Origin of the sequence: Candidatus Merdisoma sp. JLR.KK006 (genome assembly GCF_036941035.1) — a bacterium.
Lineage (GTDB): Bacteria > Bacillota > Clostridia > Lachnospirales > Lachnospiraceae > Laedolimicola.
This window is the reverse complement of the sequence record NZ_JAYMNS010000015.1, coordinates 1-17,024: the sequence shown is the minus strand read 5'-3', so window position 1 is coordinate 17,024 and position 17,024 is coordinate 1. Positions and strand designations below refer to the sequence as shown.

Genomic DNA, 17,024 nt, shown 5'->3' with positions numbered 1-17,024 from the left:
AAATGGAGATACGATATCTTTCTCATGAGGAAAAAGAAGATTCCCGGGCTCTCTATGAAGAAATATTTGTAGAGGATGAGGAAGCGTTTGTGGATGCCTATTATCAGATTAAAGCGGCGGACAACCAGATCCTGGCAGCCGTGGAGGAAGGGAACATCCTTGCTATGCTGCACCGGAATCCTTATACCTTCCGCTTTTGCGGAGCGTGTGTTCAGGCGGATTACCTGGTTGCAGTAGCAACTAAGGTTCAATATCGCCATCAGGGCTTGATGCGGCAGCTTCTGACGAAGGCCCTTGGGGATATGAAGCGCGAACAGCAGCCCTTTGCTTTTTTGATGCCTGCGGACGAGGCTATTTACCTGCCCTTTGATTTTCGCCTTATGGGAAACGAGGATGAGGAGGGACTGGCATCTCTGGAAGAGAATCAGTTGGCAGAAGAATACGATCTTTATATTGAAAAGGATGCGTCTTACCAAAGGCGTCATATCCACTGGCCGGAATGGGAGACAACCCCTATGATGATGCGGCTGGTGCATCTGCCTGCTTTTATGGCTCAGATTGGAGCAAAGGAGGAGCAAAGTCTGGTACTTGCCATTACGGACCCCATTCTGGAAGAAAATCAGGGAACCTTTCAATGGGAATTTACTGCAGAAAGCAGCCGCTTGCTGCCATCTAAAAAGGAGCCGGAGCTTTCTGTCTCCATAGCTGATTTAGGAAGCTTCCTTTGCGGAATGCTGGGGCCCAAAGAGCTGATAAAGACCTGCACGGAGGAAAAACGGGCAGAGGTGCACGAAAAGCTGTCCTTGATACGGGTGTTAGAAGGAATCTATATCAATGAAACAGTATAAATCATAAGAAGCTGTTGTAAAATAAGTCAGCAGGTTGCCATAACCAATGTGAACCACCAGGACACGGATATGGAAATGCCTGCTGACTTATTCTATAATTAAATAATTGCGGCATAATTGCAAAAACTACTTGAAAAACATGTAGTGGCATGTTACTATCATATGTAGTATTGAAAACTAGATTCTATGGTAGTAAAAGCAAGCGGAAGTGAGATTGAAAGTACATGTTTCGTTTTGGGATGATACCGAAAATGAACATATGAGCATGTCCGCTTGTGGTATTGGGAGGCAAATTATGAGTTATAAGATTATTGTTGACAGCTGCGGTGAACTGCCAAAGAGCTACAAGGAGGATAAGTGCTTTGAAAGCGTGCCGCTGGTGCTGGACATTGACGGACACCATGTGATAGATGACGAGACTTTTGATCAGGCAGATTTTTTGCGCAGAGTGGCAGCAAGCCCTAACTGTCCAAAGTCTTCCTGCCCTTCGCCCCAGCGTTATCTGGAAGCTTATACCTGTGAAGCTGAGAATGTGTATGCGGTTACTCTTTCGGCAGAGCTCAGCGGCTCTTATAACAGTGCGGAGCTGGGGAAAAAGCTGTATATAGAGGAAAAGGGTCAGAAAAATATTCATGTATTTAATTCCTGTTCGGCTTCCATTGGCCAGACGTTGATTGCCATGAAGATTGAAGCATGTGAGAAAGCAGGAATGACTTTTGAGAAGGTTATTGAGACGGTGGATGCCTATATAGCAGGGCAGAATACGTATTTTGTACTGGAATCTCTGGAGGCCCTTCGTAAAAATGGCAGACTCAGCAACTTGAAGGCTTTTGTTGCCAATGCCCTGAATATTAAACCGGTTATGGGGGCTACTCCCATAGGGACTATCTGTCAGCTGGATCAGGCAAGAGGAATCAATCGTGCGCTGAAGAAGATGGTAGAATATATTGCAAAGGATTTGAAGAATCCGGCGGAGAAGCGATTGGCCATCTCTCACTGTAATTGTCCGGAACGGGCAAGGATGGTGAAGGAAGAGATCTTAAAGCATGTAAAGGTAAAGGATGTTATGATTCTGGATACTGCCGGAGTCAGCAGCCTTTATGCCAGTGATGGGGGGATTATTGTAGTTGTTTAAGCCTTTTTCCGGGCAAGGTACGATTGTATGGAAATATGGCGGCAGATTTTTTAAAATTTTCATGCTTTTTTCATAATAGTGTGGTATACTGTCTAAGATAGAGCAGCGGCAGGCGGCCCTGCAGACGAAAAGAGAGAAATAAAGAGAGGATTTCGCAAGATGAGTCAGGAAAAGGTAAACCGCTATAAACAGGAGAAAGCGAACCGCAAGGAGATATTGGCAAAGGAGAAGAAGAAGCAGACTATAACGAAGGCCGCAGCGGGGGTTATTGTGCTGGCTTTGGTGTGCTGGCTGGGATATTCTGTGTATGATATGGCAACGAGGCCGGATACTTCTACGATTGAGATGGATGCTTCTGCTTTGGATTCTTATCTTTCTTCTATGGGAGCGGAGAGTGCGGAGTAGGTTTTTGGTTATAAGAAGAGTGGAATTTGTGTGGAAAAAGTTCAGGGGAGCCTTCTGGATGATGGGGGCTCCTTTTTGCTGTGGTTTTTGGAGCTATGGAAAAGTGGGGGGATTGGTGACAGATGGGACGGAGGGACGACTGTAAAATAGGCCGTCCCTCCTGACTTTAGAGTGTTGTTATTTTAGGTTTCTTATTTTTTGGAGGCTTCAGCTTCAGCCATCTTCATAGCACGGACTTTTAAGGGCAGACCGAAGAGGGTGATGAAGCCGCTGGCGTCGTGGTGGTCGTAGAGGTCTCCGGTGGTGAAGGAGGCCAGGGATTCGTTGTACAGGGTGTAGGGAGAGGTGGTTCCGGCTTTGATGATGTTGCCTTTGTAGAGCTTGAACTTTACTTCTCCGGTTACGTATTCCTGGGTGCTGGTTACGAAAGCCTGTACTGCTTCGCGCAGGGGAGTGAACCATTTGCCTTCATATACGATCTGGGCGAATTTGCTGCCCATGTCTTTTTTTACTTCCATGGTGGCGCGATCCAGGACCAGTTCTTCCAGCTGCTGGTGGGCTTCCATGAGGATGGTTCCTCCGGGAGTCTCGTAGACGCCGCGGGATTTCATGCCTACTACGCGGTTCTCTACAATGTCTACAATGCCGATGCCGTGCTTGCCGCCAAGGGTGTTGAGTTCGGTGATGATCTCGGATACTTTCATGGCTTTGCCGTTTAAGGAGGTGGGGATTCCTTTTTCAAAGGTCATGGTTACATACTCGCCTTCGTCTGGTGCCTTTTCCGGGGTGACGCCAAGTACCAGCATATGTTCGTAGTTGGGCTCATTGGCCGGATCTTCCAGTTCCAGACCTTCATGGCTGATATGCCACAAATTACGGTCACGGCTGTAGCTCTGGCTGTGATCAAAGGGAAGGTTGATGCCGTGCTGACGGCAGTACTCGATCTCATCTTCCCGGGACTGCATAGTCCATACGTCTGTCATCCGCCAGGGGGCGATGATGGTCAGATCCGGAGCCAGAGCTTTGATGGCAAGCTCAAAACGAATCTGATCGTTTCCTTTTCCGGTTGCGCCGTGGCAGATGGCGGAAGCGCCCTCTTTGCGGGCAATCTCTACAAGACGCTTTGCAATGACCGGACGGGCCATGGAGGTGCCCAGCAGGTATTTGTTTTCGTAAACGGCTCCAGCCTGTACGCAGGGCATAATGTAGTCGTCACAGAATTCGTCAATGATATTCTCAATGTACAGCTTTGCGGCGCCGGACAGCTTTGCACGCTCTTCCAGACCATCTAATTCATTTCCCTGTCCGCAGTCGATGCAGCAGCAGATAACTTCGTAGTCGAAATTTTCTTTCAGCCAGGGAATAATGGCTGTAGTGTCCAATCCGCCGGAATAGGCTAATACAACTTTTTCTTTCATATCTATATCCTCCTCGATCTTGTTTCTCTATGTGGGAAAGCTTTGGGTATCCCACAAACTCTGTTGTTTTATCACTGACAAATAATATACAACATCCTCTAGGAAGATGCAAGTGAAATTTTATACATATTTATAAAGGGGTTTTATGAAAATATTGTATAAAATGAAACGAATATGCATAATATGCATTGATTATGTATAAATATTTCTTCATGAAAGTGAGTAGAAATAAAATTTTCTATCCAGTGTTTCACTTACAGCAGTGAACGATTCTTTAAATGAAACTCCTAATCCCCCGGCTATGCTGGGGAGAATGGAGTAAGCGGAAGTGGTAAGGACAATCGTAAAAAACCTCCTGTGAAATAATAAAAACACTATGCAGATATAAAAGTGTAGAAATAATAGACGGGGCAGTGTGTGAGGAGCTTGTACATTTAAGTGCGGCAATCCCGCCGGGGTCAAATACCCCGCAGCTCTGCTGCGCTGCAAGCTTGATGCCCCGTCAGCTTGCTGCGGGGTATTTGATTTGCAAAGCAAATGGGATAAAGCATTCTGGGCCGGAGGATATTATGTGTCAATAATCGGTAGGATAACAGAACAAGCAATAAAGAAATATATAAGGGAGCAGGCGGCAATAATAGCCCTTTTGAGGGCTCATACCAAATTACCAGTTAAACTGGTGGTTGGTGACTTTTTCCTTTCCTTTTTTCATATGAAATGTTAATATAGAATTACAGGAATTGTAAATATGTGGTGCAAAATCAGAGACATGGATATGCAATATATAGCATTTACAATATGCAGATGAAAAAGAGGGGGAGAGTAAGGAGATGGTATTAAGGGAATTGCTGGACAAAGGTAAGTTTCGGTATTTAAAGGCATTGAATAACAAACCGGTTATGGTTATGGATTTATTTGGAAGCATTTTGGCCCATGGGTGTACATTCACTACAGAAGCCGGATAAAAGGCTGCGGAGCTGGTAACAAGGGAAAAGGATTTTCCAAAAAAGAAGAGTAGTATATTCTTATCTATGATTGGATGCAGTATATGCTGGATGAAGAAAATGAGATTTTAATTTTTCCCCAGAAGTCAAATTGGCGTTATGTCTGTCTGATTCAGAGCAGGAAGGATGAATATATAAAGATGCAGCCGGGGCAGGGAACGGATGATAAGAAGGAGGATAATGAGAAATGAAAATTGTATTATTGGAGGGCTTAGGCGTCTCAGATAAGGTGCTGGAAAAGCATGCGGCCCGGTTAAAGGAGATGGGACACACCTTTGCAGCCTATGAAAAAGATGCTTCTTTGGAGGCGCAGGAAGAGCGGCACGAAGGATGGTCTTGTAGGAAACCTGCTGTGCAAAAAGACTGTGGGCATCGTGGGCGCCGGAGCCATCGGGAAGAGGACAGCTGCCATCTGCAAAGCCTTTGGCTGCACCGTGATTGCTTACAGCGAAGAAGTGCTGAAGCGTTCGGATATTGTGTTTGAGAATCTGTATTCATGGTTGGATGGAAAGCAGATCAACTGCATTTAAAGAGGTGACTTCTCTTAGCCAATCACAGAAACGCCAAAAGGAGCATAGGTAATGAAAACATACATAGGAAAAAAAGCATTGCTCGTCGTTAGCTTCGGCACAAGCTTTGGAAGAACCAGAGCAAAAACCATCGATCAAATAGAAAAAGATCTGGCCGAAGCTTTCCCGGATTATCAGATGTACCGGGCATGGACCAGCAAAATGATTATAGCAAAGATATTAAGACGGGACGGAATTAAGATCCCCACCGTGAAAGAAGCAGTGGAGCAGATGCTTGCGGACGGAGTCAGTGAGATTCTGGTACAGCCCACCCATCTGGTAAACGGTATAGAAAATGACCAAATGAAAGAGGATATACGTTCCTATGAATCTGCATTTGCATCCGTCTCCTTTGGGGAACCGCTGCTTAGCAGTACGGAGGATCAGGAGAAAGCCATTCAGGCAGTAATGGAGGAATTTACGGAACTAACGGAAGAACAGGCCCTTGTATTTATGGGACATGGAACCACTCATTATGCCAATTCCGTCTATGCGGCCCTGGACTATATGATGAAAGACCTTGGGTATTCAAATGCATTTTTAGGAACGGTAGAGGCATACCCTTCCCTGGATACCCTGATGAAAAAAGTGGGAGAGCTTCGTCCCGGAAAAGTTCTCTTAGCTCCTTTCATGGTAGTGGCCGGCGATCATGCCATCCGCGACATGTCCGGCGAAGACGAGGATTCCTGGCGCAGCCGCTTTGAGGCGGCAGGCTTTACCGTAGAATGTGTCATGAAAGGCTTGGGCGAATACCCCGGTATTCGGAAGCTCTACATAGAGCACGCAAAAGCAGCCGAGTCTGGTCTTTGATGAATTATGGTATAGATAAATAATATGTAGGAAACCTTCCTTGCTTTGTTGTTTTGTACTATAATAGGCAGGGGAGGTTTTTTTATGTCTTGCACTTCAAAAGATAAACACGATTTTACAAAAGGAAGCATGGCCGGAAGTATTGTGCGTTTATCCCTGCCTATGATTCTGGCTCAGCTTGTAAATGTGCTTTATAATATTGTAGACCGGATGTATCTGGGACATATGCCGGGAGACGGTCGTTTGGCACTGACAGGTGTGGGAGTGGCATTTCCTATCATTACAATTATAAATGCCTTTGCCAACCTTTGTGGAAGCGGCGGCGCCCCCTTGTGTTCCATTGAACGGGGCAGGGGAGATGAAAAAAAGGCCGAGCAGATCATGGGCAATTCGCTGACGCTCCTACTGATATTCGGTATCTTTCTGACATTTACAGGCTATCTCATCAAAACGCCTCTTTTGTATCTGTTTGGAGCCAGCAGTGAAACGATTTCCTATGCCAATGCTTATATGGACGTATATCTTGCCGGAAATATATTTGTTATGCTGGGGCTTGGCATGAATCCCTTTATTGAATCCCAGGGCTTTGCCAAAACAGGCATGCTGACCGTAGTAATCGGAGCCTTTCTAAACCTTATTCTGGATCCAATCTTCATTTTTGACCTGAATTTAGGAGTGAGAGGGGCGGCCGCCGCCACAATACTGTCTCAGCTGATATCTGCCGTCTGGGTATTAAGCTTTTTGCACAGCAAAAAAGCCATACTGCGTCTCCGCCTGTCTACCCTGCGGCTTCAGGGAAAATTAGTAAAGGAAATAATAGCCCTGGGACTTTCCGGCTTCACCATGTCCGTAACCAACAGCCTGGTTCAGATATTCTGCAACGCTTCCCTGCAATTTTACGGAGGAGATCTTTATGTGGGAGCTATGACCATCATTTACTCCGTTCGGGAGGTAGTGCAGATGCCTATGCAGGGATTCACCCAGGGCGCTCAGCCCGTACTTGGCTATAACTACGGCGCAGGAAAGAACGGCCGGGTAAAAGAGGGAATCCGGTTCATTCGCCGGGTAACTCTGACATATGCGCTGGCGGTCTGGGCTGTTCTTATGCTGCTTCCGGGGACCGTAGTAAGACTTTTCAATGGGGAACCGGAGTTGTTGCAAATATCCATAACATCCATGCGCTGGCACTTTGTCCTGTTCTTCTTCATGGCATTCCAATATGTAGGCCAGACCGTGTTCGTAAGCCTGGGAAAAGCAAAACAGGCAGTATTCTTCTCCCTGTTCCGAAAAGCAATCTTAGGCGTCCCCTTGATATTGCTTCTCCCACATCTGTGGAGCCTGGGAATCTACGGCGTATTAGCAGCAGAACCAATCACCAATATTATTGGAGGATTAGCCTGCTATTGTACAATGATAGCAGTCGTATGGAAAAATCTATAATTAAATACCCACAAAATCAGCCGCCGGCGGCGTCCGTGCTCCTATGAGTTTCCCGCCATCCCCCCGCCGCCCATGAAAAAAGTAAAGCCCGCAATCTCTCTAAAACACTTGCCAGAAAACAAAAAGTTGTGTACAATTTGTAATGGTGCAAAACCCTGCCTGGGCATCTTTACCAGGCTGATACATCATACATATTAAAAAGAATCGGAGGATAAACAGAGTGAAAAAGCAGATAACAGATTCTGTATATTATGTAGGCGTAGACGACAAAACCATAGATCTCTTTGAGAGCCAGTATGTAGTCCCCAACGGCGTTTCCTACAATTCCTATGTGATTAAGGATGAAAAGACAGCCATTCTTGATACGGTAGATCCAAGAGCGGGGGAAGCATGGCTTTCCAACCTGGAGGAAGTGCTGGAGGGGCAGGAGCCGGACTATCTGGTAGTATCCCACTTAGAGCCGGATCACGCAGGAAATATCGGAAAACTGGCGGAAAAATACCCCCATATGCAGCTGGTAGGCAACCCCAAGACCTTTGCCATGCTGCCCCAGTTTTTTGAGTTTGACCTGACAGAACGCTGCGTCACCGTAAAAGAGGGTGATACCTTAAGCCTTGGCGCTCATACCCTGACGTTCGTTATGGCTCCCATGGTACACTGGCCCGAGGTAATGGTGGCTTACGAGTCCAAAGAGAAGATCCTGTTTTCCGCAGATGGCTTCGGCAAATTCGGAGCACTGGATGCCAAAGAGGACTGGGCTGATGAGGCCAGACGCTATTACATCAATATCGTAGGAAAATACGGCGCACAGGTACAGGCTCTTTTAAAGAAAGCAGCGGCTCTTGACATTGCCATGATTTGCCCGCTTCATGGCCCTGTTTTAAAGGAGAATCTGGGCTATTATCTGGAAAAATACCAGACTTGGAGCAGCTACGAGCCGGAGGAGCCGGGTATTGTCATTGCTTACGCATCCATTCATGGCAACACGGCCAAGGCGGCAAAGGAATTGGCAAAGATGCTGGAAGCACAGACAAAAGATCCCGTAAAGGTGTATGACCTTGCAAGAGCAGATATGCCTACAGTAGTAGCGGAAGCTTTCCGGTATGATCGTCTCGTATTAGCAGCGGCAAGCTATGACGGAGGCGTATTCCCCTGCATGGAGGACTTCTTACATCATCTGAGAGCAAAGACCTACCGGAACCGTAAGGTGGCTCTTCTGGAAAACGGAACCTGGGCGCCCTCAGCAGCCCGCACCATGAAAGGCGTATTGGATGAGATGAAGAATCTTACCGTCTGCGAACCGGTAGTTACCATTCGGTCTACCATGAAAGAAGCAGATAGGGAAGCTATGAAAGCATTGGCGGATGCAATTCTGGCCTAGCAGCGTATTTGGATTTACACAAGAATTTTGGAGTATCATTCTCTGATGGGATTGTCTGTTTATTCTGAATGGATAGGCATGACGAGGTACTCAAAGTATACGGTAGGGGACAAAATGGATATGTCTTTGTCGAGCGTACAAATGTCTTTTGCCAAGAGGAAGAAGAGGGAAGCGGACCCACCGGCTTCCCCCTCTTTATAATAGGAAGAAACACCTAAGATTTGATAGGCTCAGGGGAGCGAAAGCATGGGAAAAAGAAGAAAAAAGAAACAAAAGCATCCAAGGGGAAAATGGCTGAAATTCGGGCTGGTTTTAATAGTTCTTACGATCTTTCTGGCTCTTGGGGAAAAGCTTCCGAAGAAAATGACAGAAGCCTTTTCGGAGCAGGCAGAGGATGCATTCAGGGATGGTTCCGGTTTAGAGATTCACTATCTGGATGTAGGGCAGGGGGATTCCACATTGATTCTCTGTGACGGACATGCCATGCTTATTGACGCAGGGGACAATGACAGGGGAACGGCAGTGCAGAGTTATCTGGAGAGTCAGGGAGTGACCACATTGGATTATGTCATCGGAACTCATCCGGATGCGGATCATATTGGGGGATTGGATGTAGTTCTCTATAAATTTGACTGCCGAACGGTAATAATGCCGGATTTTGAGAAAGATACACGAACCTATGATGATGTGGTTCAGACTATGAAGCAGAAGCGGTACAAAAATACCTTGCCGGAGGTTGGTACAGTATATGAGCTTGGATCGGCCGTATTTACCATTGTAGCGCCAAATGGGGAATATGGGGACAGCGCCAACGACTACTCCGTAGGAATTCTGCTTCAGCATGGGGAGAACCGCTTTCTCTTTACCGGTGATGCGGAGGAAGCAGCGGAGACCGATATGCTGGAAAATGGGATTGATTTAAAGGTGGATGTGTTCAAAGCGGCTCATCACGGCAGCCGGACAGCCAATACGGAGGAATTTCTACAAGCGGTTGATTCGGATTATGCAGTTATTAGCTGCGGACAGGACAACAGCTACGGCCATCCCCATGCAGAGGTCATGAACCGCCTGCGTGCTATGGGGATTTCGGTATTTCGGACGGATGAGCAGGGGACAATAGTGGCTTATTCTGATGGGACGCAGATTACATTTAATATGTCTCCGGATGAGAGCTGGAAAGCGGGGGAACCCAAAAACTAAAACTGGAAACAGCAATATCTTATGTAGTGCCAGAACGATTTACAGGCACGTGTATTAGTGACTGGAAATTGTTCTTATAAAGGGGTACGGAGTAAGATATTGCGGAACTATAATAAAGAAAAGGAGTTTATGCATGGAGCAAATCGAAGATAAAAAACAGTTTGCAGTCTTAATCGATGCGGACAATATCAGCGCAAAATATGCGGCAAGCATTTTCAACGAGATAGAAAACTATGGCTATGCGTCTTTCCGGAGGATCTACGGCAACTGGTCCACCAAAGGAAACGGCTGGAAAGAGGATGTGCTCTTGGAGAATTCCATTACTCCGGTCCAGCAGTTTTCCTATACATCAGGAAAAAATGCGACGGATATGGCTATGGTTATTGATGCTATGGATATCTTATATTCCCGCAAGGTGGACGGCTTCTGCCTGGTGACCAGTGACAGCGACTTTACCCGTCTGGCCATGCGCCTGCGAGAGGAGAATATGTACGTTATCGGCATGGGAGAGTCCAAGACCCCCATGGCCCTCACCAAAGCCTGCAACAAATTTATCCACCTGAACCTGATCAATAAGCAGGTCAATGATGTGGAGAGCGGAGCCTTAAGCCCGGCAAGCAAAAAGGGCTCCAAGGCTGCGGAGGAGGATCACGGAAGTGCCGTTACCTCTCTGCCCCAGATCGAGGAAGCCATTATTTCCTTTATCAACGATAATGAAAATAAAGGGAAGATCACCTATCTTGGGGAAATCGGAAGCCGTCTCAATGACAAGTTTACGGACTTTGACGTGCGGAATTACGGGTACACGAAGCTGGTGGTATTTTTGGAGGATACCTGTCCAAGGCTTTATCTCTATAAAATTGATTCGGCCTATGCGGTGGGGCTGGTAGGCCAATTGGATCGGCACAAGCTGGAGAAAGAGATTCTGCTTTTTATCCGGGAAAACGGCGGACAGGTGGAGAATCTCTCTATGGTTTATGAGGAGATCCACAGGAAGCATCCGGCTTTTGACCCGAAAGATTATGGATACAGCCGCCTTTCCAGCTTTCTTAGAAGTATCCGGCAGCTTTCCGTAAGCGGCAATATGGTCAGCATCAAAGAGCGAAAATAGCGAGAAAGTCTTCATATGCAAAGGGGCAAATCCTGTCTGTTACGTTAAAAAGGCAGCGGTTTGCCCTTTTAAAGCGGTGAAAATGTAAATATTCGGAAAATGTGGCAAAAAAATTACGATTTTCCGCAGAAAAGGAATTGACAAATTTATTTTGTTGGGGGTAATATAGAGAACGATATAAATACGAGCTGCATTTTTTGAGGGAGCCCCCCTTCGGTTCCAGGACAGACACAGATAGCTTATCGGATGTCAGTCCCGGAAGACAGCAGATACGGGGTATCCAAAATGGAATCAGACCAATGCAGCAGGTATATATATCAAATGAATGAAATAGATAAGGAGGATAAACATTATGAAAAAGAAAGCATTAAGCTTACTGCTGGCTTGTGCTATGACTTTCTCCCTGGCAGCATGCGGCGGCAATAGCGGAGATACTCAGGCACCGGCGGCAGGCAATGAAGAGACAGAAGCACCGGCAGAGTCCGGCGATGACGCAGAGACAGAGGCTCCTGCAGCAAGCGATGGTTCCGTATTCAAGATCGGCGGTATTGGACCTACTACCGGCGGCGCATCTGCTTACGGTATTGCCGTACAGAGAGGTATGGAGATTGCGGTTGAGGAGATCAACGCAGCAGGCGGCATAGGTGGAGTTCAGATTGAGCTGAACTTCCAGGACGATGAGCATGACCCGGAGAAGTCCGTAAACGCATATAATACTCTGAAAGACTGGGGTATGCAGGTACTGGTTGGAAGCGTAACCTCCAATCCCTGTATTGCAGTTGCTGAGCAGAGCTACAATGACAACATGTTCCAGCTTACACCGTCCGGAACAGCCGTAAAGTGCGTACAGTATGACAATGCGTTCCGTATGTGCTTCTCTGACCCAAACCAGGGTCTTGAGTCCGCTAAGTATATTGGCGAGAACAGCCTTGCAACTAAGGTGGCGGTTATCTATGACAGCTCCGATCCCTACTCCGTAGGTATCTATGAGGCATTCCGGGCAGAGGCCGGCAACCAGAATATTGAAATCGTATCTGATGCAGCATTTACCGCTGACAACAAGACTGATTTCTCCACAGCCGTACAGGGTGCAAAGAATGCAGGCGCAGAGCTTCTGTACATGCCTTTCTACTATACAGAGGCTTCTTTGGTACTGGCAGAGTGCAGCAAGCAGAGTTATGCTCCCCTGTTCTTCGGTGTAGACGGAATGGACGGAATTTTGTCCGTAGAGAACTTTGACGCATCCCTGGCAGAGAATCTGATGTACATGGCTCCCTTTGTTCCGAACTCAGATGATGAGCTGGTAAAGAGCTTTGTAACAAAGTACCAGGAGAAGTACAGCGAGGTTCCCAACCAGTTTGCAGCAGATGCTTATGACTGCGTATACGTAGTAAAGGCAGCTATGGAAGAGGCAGGCGTGACTGCTGATATGGATGCATCCGCAATCTGCGATGCCATGAAGACCGCTATGACCACCATCACCTTTGACGGTATCACCGGCAAGGGAATCAGCTGGGAAGCAAGCGGCGAGCCCAACAAGGCTCCTCTGATTGTACAGATCAAGGGCGGCGAGGGTGTTGCGCTGTAAGAATCGGAACAGCCATAGAAAATAAAGCGCCGGTTTTCCTGCGGGGGCTGGCACAATGAGAGAATTTGGACAGAGGAGCCCGCAGGGTTCCTCTGTTTTGTTTTTCAGCTTTTCCACTTGTGCATGCTTGGTATCTATGCTATAATACATTGCAAATTGTGTAGAACTTTAAAGAATAAAGAGGTGTTATGTATGATGGGATTTATATCCTACCTGGTGAATGGAATCAGTCTGGGCAGTGTGTATGCCATTATTGCCTTGGGCTACACCATGGTATACGGAATTGCGAAGATGCTGAACTTCGCCCACGGTGATGTAATTATGATCGGCGGATTTGTAGTGTTTACAACAGTGAGCGGCATGGGACTGCCGCCGATGCTTGGTGTGCTGATTTCCGTGGTGGTCTGTACGGTATTGGGAATGGTGATTGAGCGGATTGCTTATAAGCCTTTACGAGGAGCTTCTAAGCTGGCGGTATTGATTACGGCCATTGGTGTCAGCTATTTTCTGCAGAATGTGGCGCTCCTTATCTATGGCTCCAATACGAAGTCCTTTACTTCCGTGGTGTCTATAGAGCCTCTTTCTCTGGCGGATGGTGCGATTATTATTTCCGGCGAGACAATGGTTACAATTCTTGCGTGTATTGTAATTATGGTTGTACTGACCTCTTTTATCAAGTATTCCAAGTCCGGTCAGGCTATGTTAGCCGTGTCCGAGGACAGCGGAGCGGCTCAGCTTATGGGTGTGAATGTAAATGCAACCATTGCGCTGACCTTTGCCATCGGCTCCGCCCTGGCAGCTATTGCAGGTGTGCTTCTGTGTTCTTCTTATCCGGCCCTGACCCCTTATACGGGAGCGATGCCTGGTATCAAGGCATTTGTTGCGGCGGTATTTGGCGGAATTGGTTCCATACCGGGTGCGTTTATCGGTGGAATTCTGCTGGGTGTGATTGAGATTCTGGGGAAAGCTTACATTTCTTCCCAGCTTGCGGATGCCATTGTGTTTGCAGTATTGATTATTGTGCTGCTGGTAAAGCCTACGGGACTTTTGGGTAAGCAGATTCAGGAGAAAGTGTAGGTGAAGCAGATGAAAGTGAAAGCATTGAGTAAGAATACAAAAAGTAATCTGATTACATACGGCATGGTGATTGCTGCCTATGTAGTGATGGAGATTTTGACAAAATCCGGGATGGTTTCCAGTCTGCTTCAGGGACTTCTTGTACCCCTGTGTACGTATGTGATTCTGGCGGTATCTTTAAACCTTGTAGTGGGAATCTCCGGAGAATTAAGCCTGGGACATGCGGGATTTATGTGTGTGGGCGCTTTTGCCAGCGCATTTTTCTCCAATTATACCAAGGATGCCATTACGGTCAGCGGACTTCGGTTTTTCCTGGCCCTATTGATTGGTGCGGCGGTGGCAGCGCTGTTTGGCTTTCTGATTGGAATTCCCGTTCTCCGTCTGCGGGGAGATTATCTGGCCATTGTAACTCTGGCCTTTGGAGAGATTATTAAGAATGTCATCAACGTTATTTTCCTGGGACATGACAGCAAGGGCTTTCACATCTCCTTTAAGGATGCATTTTCCATGAACATGGAGCCGGACGGGGAGGTGCTGATTAACGGTCCTCAGGGAATTACGGGAACTCCTCATGATTCCTCTTTTCTGATTGGCATTATTTTGATTCTGATTACGCTCTTTATTGTAATTAATATGGTAAATTCCCGCACAGGACGGGCGATTATGGCCATTCGGGATAACCGGATTGCGGCGGAATCCGTGGGAATCCATATTACCAAATATAAGCTGCTGGCTTTTACGGTATCTGCATCTCTGGCTGGTGTGGCCGGTGTGCTCTATGCTCACAATCTTTCTACTTTGGCGGCGCAGCCCAAGAACTTTGGCTATAATATGTCTATTATGATTCTGGTATTTGTGGTTTTGGGCGGAATCGGGAATATCCGTGGCTCTATCATTGCTGCCGTGGTTCTGACATTGCTGCCGGAGCTCCTTAGAAGCCTTAACGACTATCGTATGCTGATGTATGCCATTGTATTGATAGCGACTATGATCTTTACCTCCAGTCCGGGAGGGCAGGCTTTCAGGGAGCGCTATTCCTTAAAGAAGCTTCTTGGACAGAAGAATCAGGAAGAGGAGGCGAAGTGATATGTCATTATTGGAAGTAAAAGAATTGGGAATTTCTTTCGGAGGTTTACGTGCGGTAGATGATTTTCATATGACCATTGAGCCGGGAGAGCTTTATGGCCTTATAGGCCCCAACGGAGCCGGAAAAACTACGGTGTTTAACCTTTTGACAGGTGTATATAAGCCTACGGACGGCTATATTCTGCTGGACGGGGAGAATATTACAGGGAAGAAGACCATTGAGATCAATCGGCATGGAATTGCAAGAACTTTCCAGAATATTCGTCTGTTTAACGAGCTGACGGTTCTTGATAATGTTAAGGTGGGGCTTCACAATCATCACAGCTATTCTACGCTTACAGGTATCCTGCGTCTGCCGAAATACTATAAGGTGGAGAAAGAGATGGATGAGAGAGCCATGGAGCTGCTGAAAGTTTTTGATCTGGACGGGGAAGCGGATTACAAGGCTTCCAATCTGCCCTATGGTAAGCAGCGTAAGCTGGAGATTGCCAGGGCGCTGGCTACGGAGCCGAAGCTTCTTCTCTTAGATGAGCCGGCGGCAGGCATGAATCCTCAGGAAACCAAGGAGCTGATGAACACCATCCGCTTTGTGCGGGATGAATTTCACATGACCATTCTTCTGATTGAGCATGATATGAAGCTGGTGTCCGGAATCTGCGAAAAGTTGACCGTGCTGAACTTCGGTCAGATTTTGACAGAGGGGGAGACCAGTGAGGTGCTGAACGACCCGAAGGTAATTACGGCATATTTGGGAGAATAGGAGGATACTTGTTATGGCAATGCTGGAAATCAAGGATGTAGAAGTATTTTATGGAATGATTCAGGCCATTAAAGGCGTATCCTTTCAGGTAAATGAGGGCGAGGTCATTGCCCTGATTGGCGCTAACGGAGCGGGAAAGACAACGATTCTTCACAGCATCACGGGCCTGATTGCTCCCAAAAAGGGACAGATTCTATTTGAGGGACAGGATATTACCACCACGCCGGCCCACAAGATTGTGTCTATGGGAATGGCCCATGTGCCGGAGGGACGCCGGGTATTTGCCCAGCTGACTGTGCTGGAGAACTTAAAGATGGGTGCCTTTACACGTAAGGATAAGGAAGAGGTGGAGGAAAGCCTTATTCGTGTTTATAAGCGCTTTCCGCGTCTGGAGGAGAGAAAGAACCAGATGGCTGGAACTCTCTCGGGCGGTGAGCAGCAGATGCTGGCTATGGGCCGGGCGCTCATGTCACGTCCCAGGATTATTCTGATGGATGAGCCGTCTATGGGCCTGTCCCCTATCTTTGTCAATGAGATTTTTGACATTATCCGGGAGGTAAGCGAGGGCGGAACTACGGTTCTTTTAGTGGAGCAGAATGCAAAGAAAGCGCTTTCCATTGCGGATCGCGCCTATGTATTGGAGACCGGCAGGATTGTGCTGGATGGCAAGGCGGAGGAACTTTTGAACGATGATTCGGTGAAGAAAGCTTATCTGGGTGAGTAGGACTTTAAAAACAATGGCATTCCTATGGCAATAGCTGTTGGGAAGCTGGAATGAGAAAGGGTATTTTTCGGGCTTTTAGGCTTGGGAGATATCCTTTTTTGTAATTTTAAGAATTTCTAAAATGCATTGCAGGTTTCATGCCCTGTCAGCTCGCAGCAGGGTATTTTATTATCTGTAGATTGATACTACAGAGAAAGGGGGATTTTATGCAGATGGAGGATGTTTTGAGGTCATATGAAAATGCGCTGTGCAAAGAGGCGCTTGCGTCAGCAACAAGACAGATCTATATTCGGGCGGCGGCAATAGAATTGCCTGAATTGCTCTTATGCTTTGAACGGCTGCAGAAGCCATTGCAGACAGTTGACTTTGTGCTGTTCATACTTTAAAATAAAGAATGATGGAGATTCGGGAAATCTCTAAGTGTGAAGCGTGATATCCCTTGTGGAGAGGTATATTGCGGAACTGGAA

At 47.0% G+C, this 17,024-nt stretch carries 19 protein-coding genes and 2 pseudogenes; 20 read left to right on the top strand and 1 reads right to left on the bottom strand.

Features of this window, described 5'->3' with window-relative positions:
• The first annotated feature begins 2 nt into the window (after positions 1 to 2).
• The 4 genes from VSQ61_RS12575 (at position 3) to VSQ61_RS12560 (ending at position 2,533) form a co-directional block, all read left to right on the top strand.
• Entirely contained in the window at positions 3 to 848 is an 846-nt protein-coding gene (locus VSQ61_RS12575) for a GNAT family N-acetyltransferase (protein WP_334344769.1), read from the top strand.
• Positions 849 to 1,143: 295 nt separating this feature from the next.
• Entirely contained in the window at positions 1,144 to 1,983 is an 840-nt protein-coding gene (locus VSQ61_RS12570; RefSeq protein ID WP_334344768.1) for a DegV family protein, read from the top strand.
• Between the two features lie 159 nt (positions 1,984 to 2,142).
• The gene (locus VSQ61_RS12565) at positions 2,143 to 2,388 is read left to right on the top strand and encodes a hypothetical protein (protein ID WP_334344767.1); all 246 of its coding nucleotides are present in this window, start codon (positions 2,143 to 2,145) and stop codon (positions 2,386 to 2,388) included.
• Between the two features lie 4 nt (positions 2,389 to 2,392).
• The gene (locus VSQ61_RS12560; protein WP_334344766.1) at positions 2,393 to 2,533 is read left to right on the top strand and encodes a hypothetical protein; all 141 of its coding nucleotides are present in this window, start codon (positions 2,393 to 2,395) and stop codon (positions 2,531 to 2,533) included.
• A 46-nt stretch (positions 2,534 to 2,579) separates the two neighbouring features.
• Here the strand turns inward: VSQ61_RS12560 and VSQ61_RS12555 are convergent, their stop codons facing one another.
• On the bottom strand, positions 2,580 to 3,806 hold the full coding sequence (locus VSQ61_RS12555; RefSeq protein WP_334344765.1) for an argininosuccinate synthase: 1,227 nt from the start codon (positions 3,804 to 3,806) through the stop codon (positions 2,580 to 2,582).
• 359 nt (positions 3,807 to 4,165) lie between these two features.
• On the opposite strand from VSQ61_RS12555, the pseudogene VSQ61_RS22950 reads away from it, so the two are divergent.
• The 16 genes and pseudogenes from VSQ61_RS22950 to VSQ61_RS12485 form a co-directional block, all read left to right on the top strand.
• Positions 4,166 to 4,262 (top strand): annotated as a pseudogene (locus VSQ61_RS22950) (IS200/IS605 family transposase); the annotation flags it as partial.
• Positions 4,263 to 4,329: 67 nt separating this feature from the next.
• A pseudogene (locus tag VSQ61_RS22845) lies at positions 4,330 to 4,530 on the top strand (transposase); the annotation flags it as partial.
• 106 nt (positions 4,531 to 4,636) lie between these two features.
• Positions 4,637 to 4,771, top strand: coding sequence for a hypothetical protein (locus VSQ61_RS12550; RefSeq protein WP_334344764.1), 135 nt, complete (start codon positions 4,637 to 4,639; stop codon positions 4,769 to 4,771).
• 83 nt (positions 4,772 to 4,854) lie between these two features.
• Entirely contained in the window at positions 4,855 to 5,001 is a 147-nt protein-coding gene (locus tag VSQ61_RS12545; RefSeq protein ID WP_334344763.1) for a hypothetical protein, read from the top strand.
• A 93-nt stretch (positions 5,002 to 5,094) separates the two neighbouring features.
• Positions 5,095 to 5,340 (top strand): NAD(P)-dependent oxidoreductase, encoded by a 246-nt coding sequence (locus tag VSQ61_RS22945; RefSeq protein ID WP_502877036.1) that lies wholly within the window; start codon positions 5,095 to 5,097, stop codon positions 5,338 to 5,340.
• 51 nt (positions 5,341 to 5,391) lie between these two features.
• A complete protein-coding gene (locus tag VSQ61_RS12535; RefSeq protein ID WP_334344762.1) occupies positions 5,392 to 6,189 on the top strand; it encodes a sirohydrochlorin cobaltochelatase in 798 nt (265 codons plus the stop codon).
• Positions 6,190 to 6,273: 84 nt separating this feature from the next.
• Positions 6,274 to 7,629, top strand: a complete 1,356-nt coding sequence (locus VSQ61_RS12530; RefSeq protein WP_334344761.1) for an MATE family efflux transporter — start codon at positions 6,274 to 6,276, stop codon at positions 7,627 to 7,629.
• Positions 7,630 to 7,849: 220 nt separating this feature from the next.
• Entirely contained in the window at positions 7,850 to 9,010 is a 1,161-nt protein-coding gene (locus tag VSQ61_RS12525) for an FprA family A-type flavoprotein (RefSeq protein WP_334344760.1), read from the top strand.
• Positions 9,011 to 9,256: 246 nt separating this feature from the next.
• The gene (locus tag VSQ61_RS12520; protein WP_334344759.1) at positions 9,257 to 10,210 is read left to right on the top strand and encodes a ComEC/Rec2 family competence protein; all 954 of its coding nucleotides are present in this window, start codon (positions 9,257 to 9,259) and stop codon (positions 10,208 to 10,210) included.
• 133 nt (positions 10,211 to 10,343) lie between these two features.
• Entirely contained in the window at positions 10,344 to 11,321 is a 978-nt protein-coding gene (locus VSQ61_RS12515) for an NYN domain-containing protein (protein ID WP_334344758.1), read from the top strand.
• Positions 11,322 to 11,673: 352 nt separating this feature from the next.
• Complete coding sequence (locus VSQ61_RS12510; protein ID WP_334344757.1) at positions 11,674 to 12,909, top strand: ABC transporter substrate-binding protein; 1,236 nt, start codon at positions 11,674 to 11,676, stop codon at positions 12,907 to 12,909.
• Between the two features lie 195 nt (positions 12,910 to 13,104).
• Positions 13,105 to 13,986 carry a branched-chain amino acid ABC transporter permease gene (locus VSQ61_RS12505; RefSeq protein ID WP_334344852.1) on the top strand — a complete coding sequence of 294 codons (882 nt, stop codon included), beginning with the start codon at positions 13,105 to 13,107 and terminating at the stop codon, positions 13,984 to 13,986.
• 9 nt (positions 13,987 to 13,995) lie between these two features.
• The gene (locus VSQ61_RS12500) at positions 13,996 to 15,072 is read left to right on the top strand and encodes a branched-chain amino acid ABC transporter permease (RefSeq protein WP_334344851.1); all 1,077 of its coding nucleotides are present in this window, start codon (positions 13,996 to 13,998) and stop codon (positions 15,070 to 15,072) included.
• 1 nt (position 15,073) lies between these two features.
• On the top strand, positions 15,074 to 15,832 hold the full coding sequence (locus VSQ61_RS12495) for an ABC transporter ATP-binding protein (protein WP_334344756.1): 759 nt from the start codon (positions 15,074 to 15,076) through the stop codon (positions 15,830 to 15,832).
• A gap of 13 nt (positions 15,833 to 15,845) precedes the next feature.
• Positions 15,846 to 16,556: an ABC transporter ATP-binding protein gene (locus VSQ61_RS12490; protein WP_334344755.1), complete on the top strand. Its 711-nt coding sequence runs from the start codon at positions 15,846 to 15,848 to the stop codon at positions 16,554 to 16,556.
• A gap of 206 nt (positions 16,557 to 16,762) precedes the next feature.
• Positions 16,763 to 16,942: a hypothetical protein gene (locus VSQ61_RS12485; protein WP_334344754.1), complete on the top strand. Its 180-nt coding sequence runs from the start codon at positions 16,763 to 16,765 to the stop codon at positions 16,940 to 16,942.
• Positions 16,943 to 17,024: the final 82 nt, after the last annotated feature.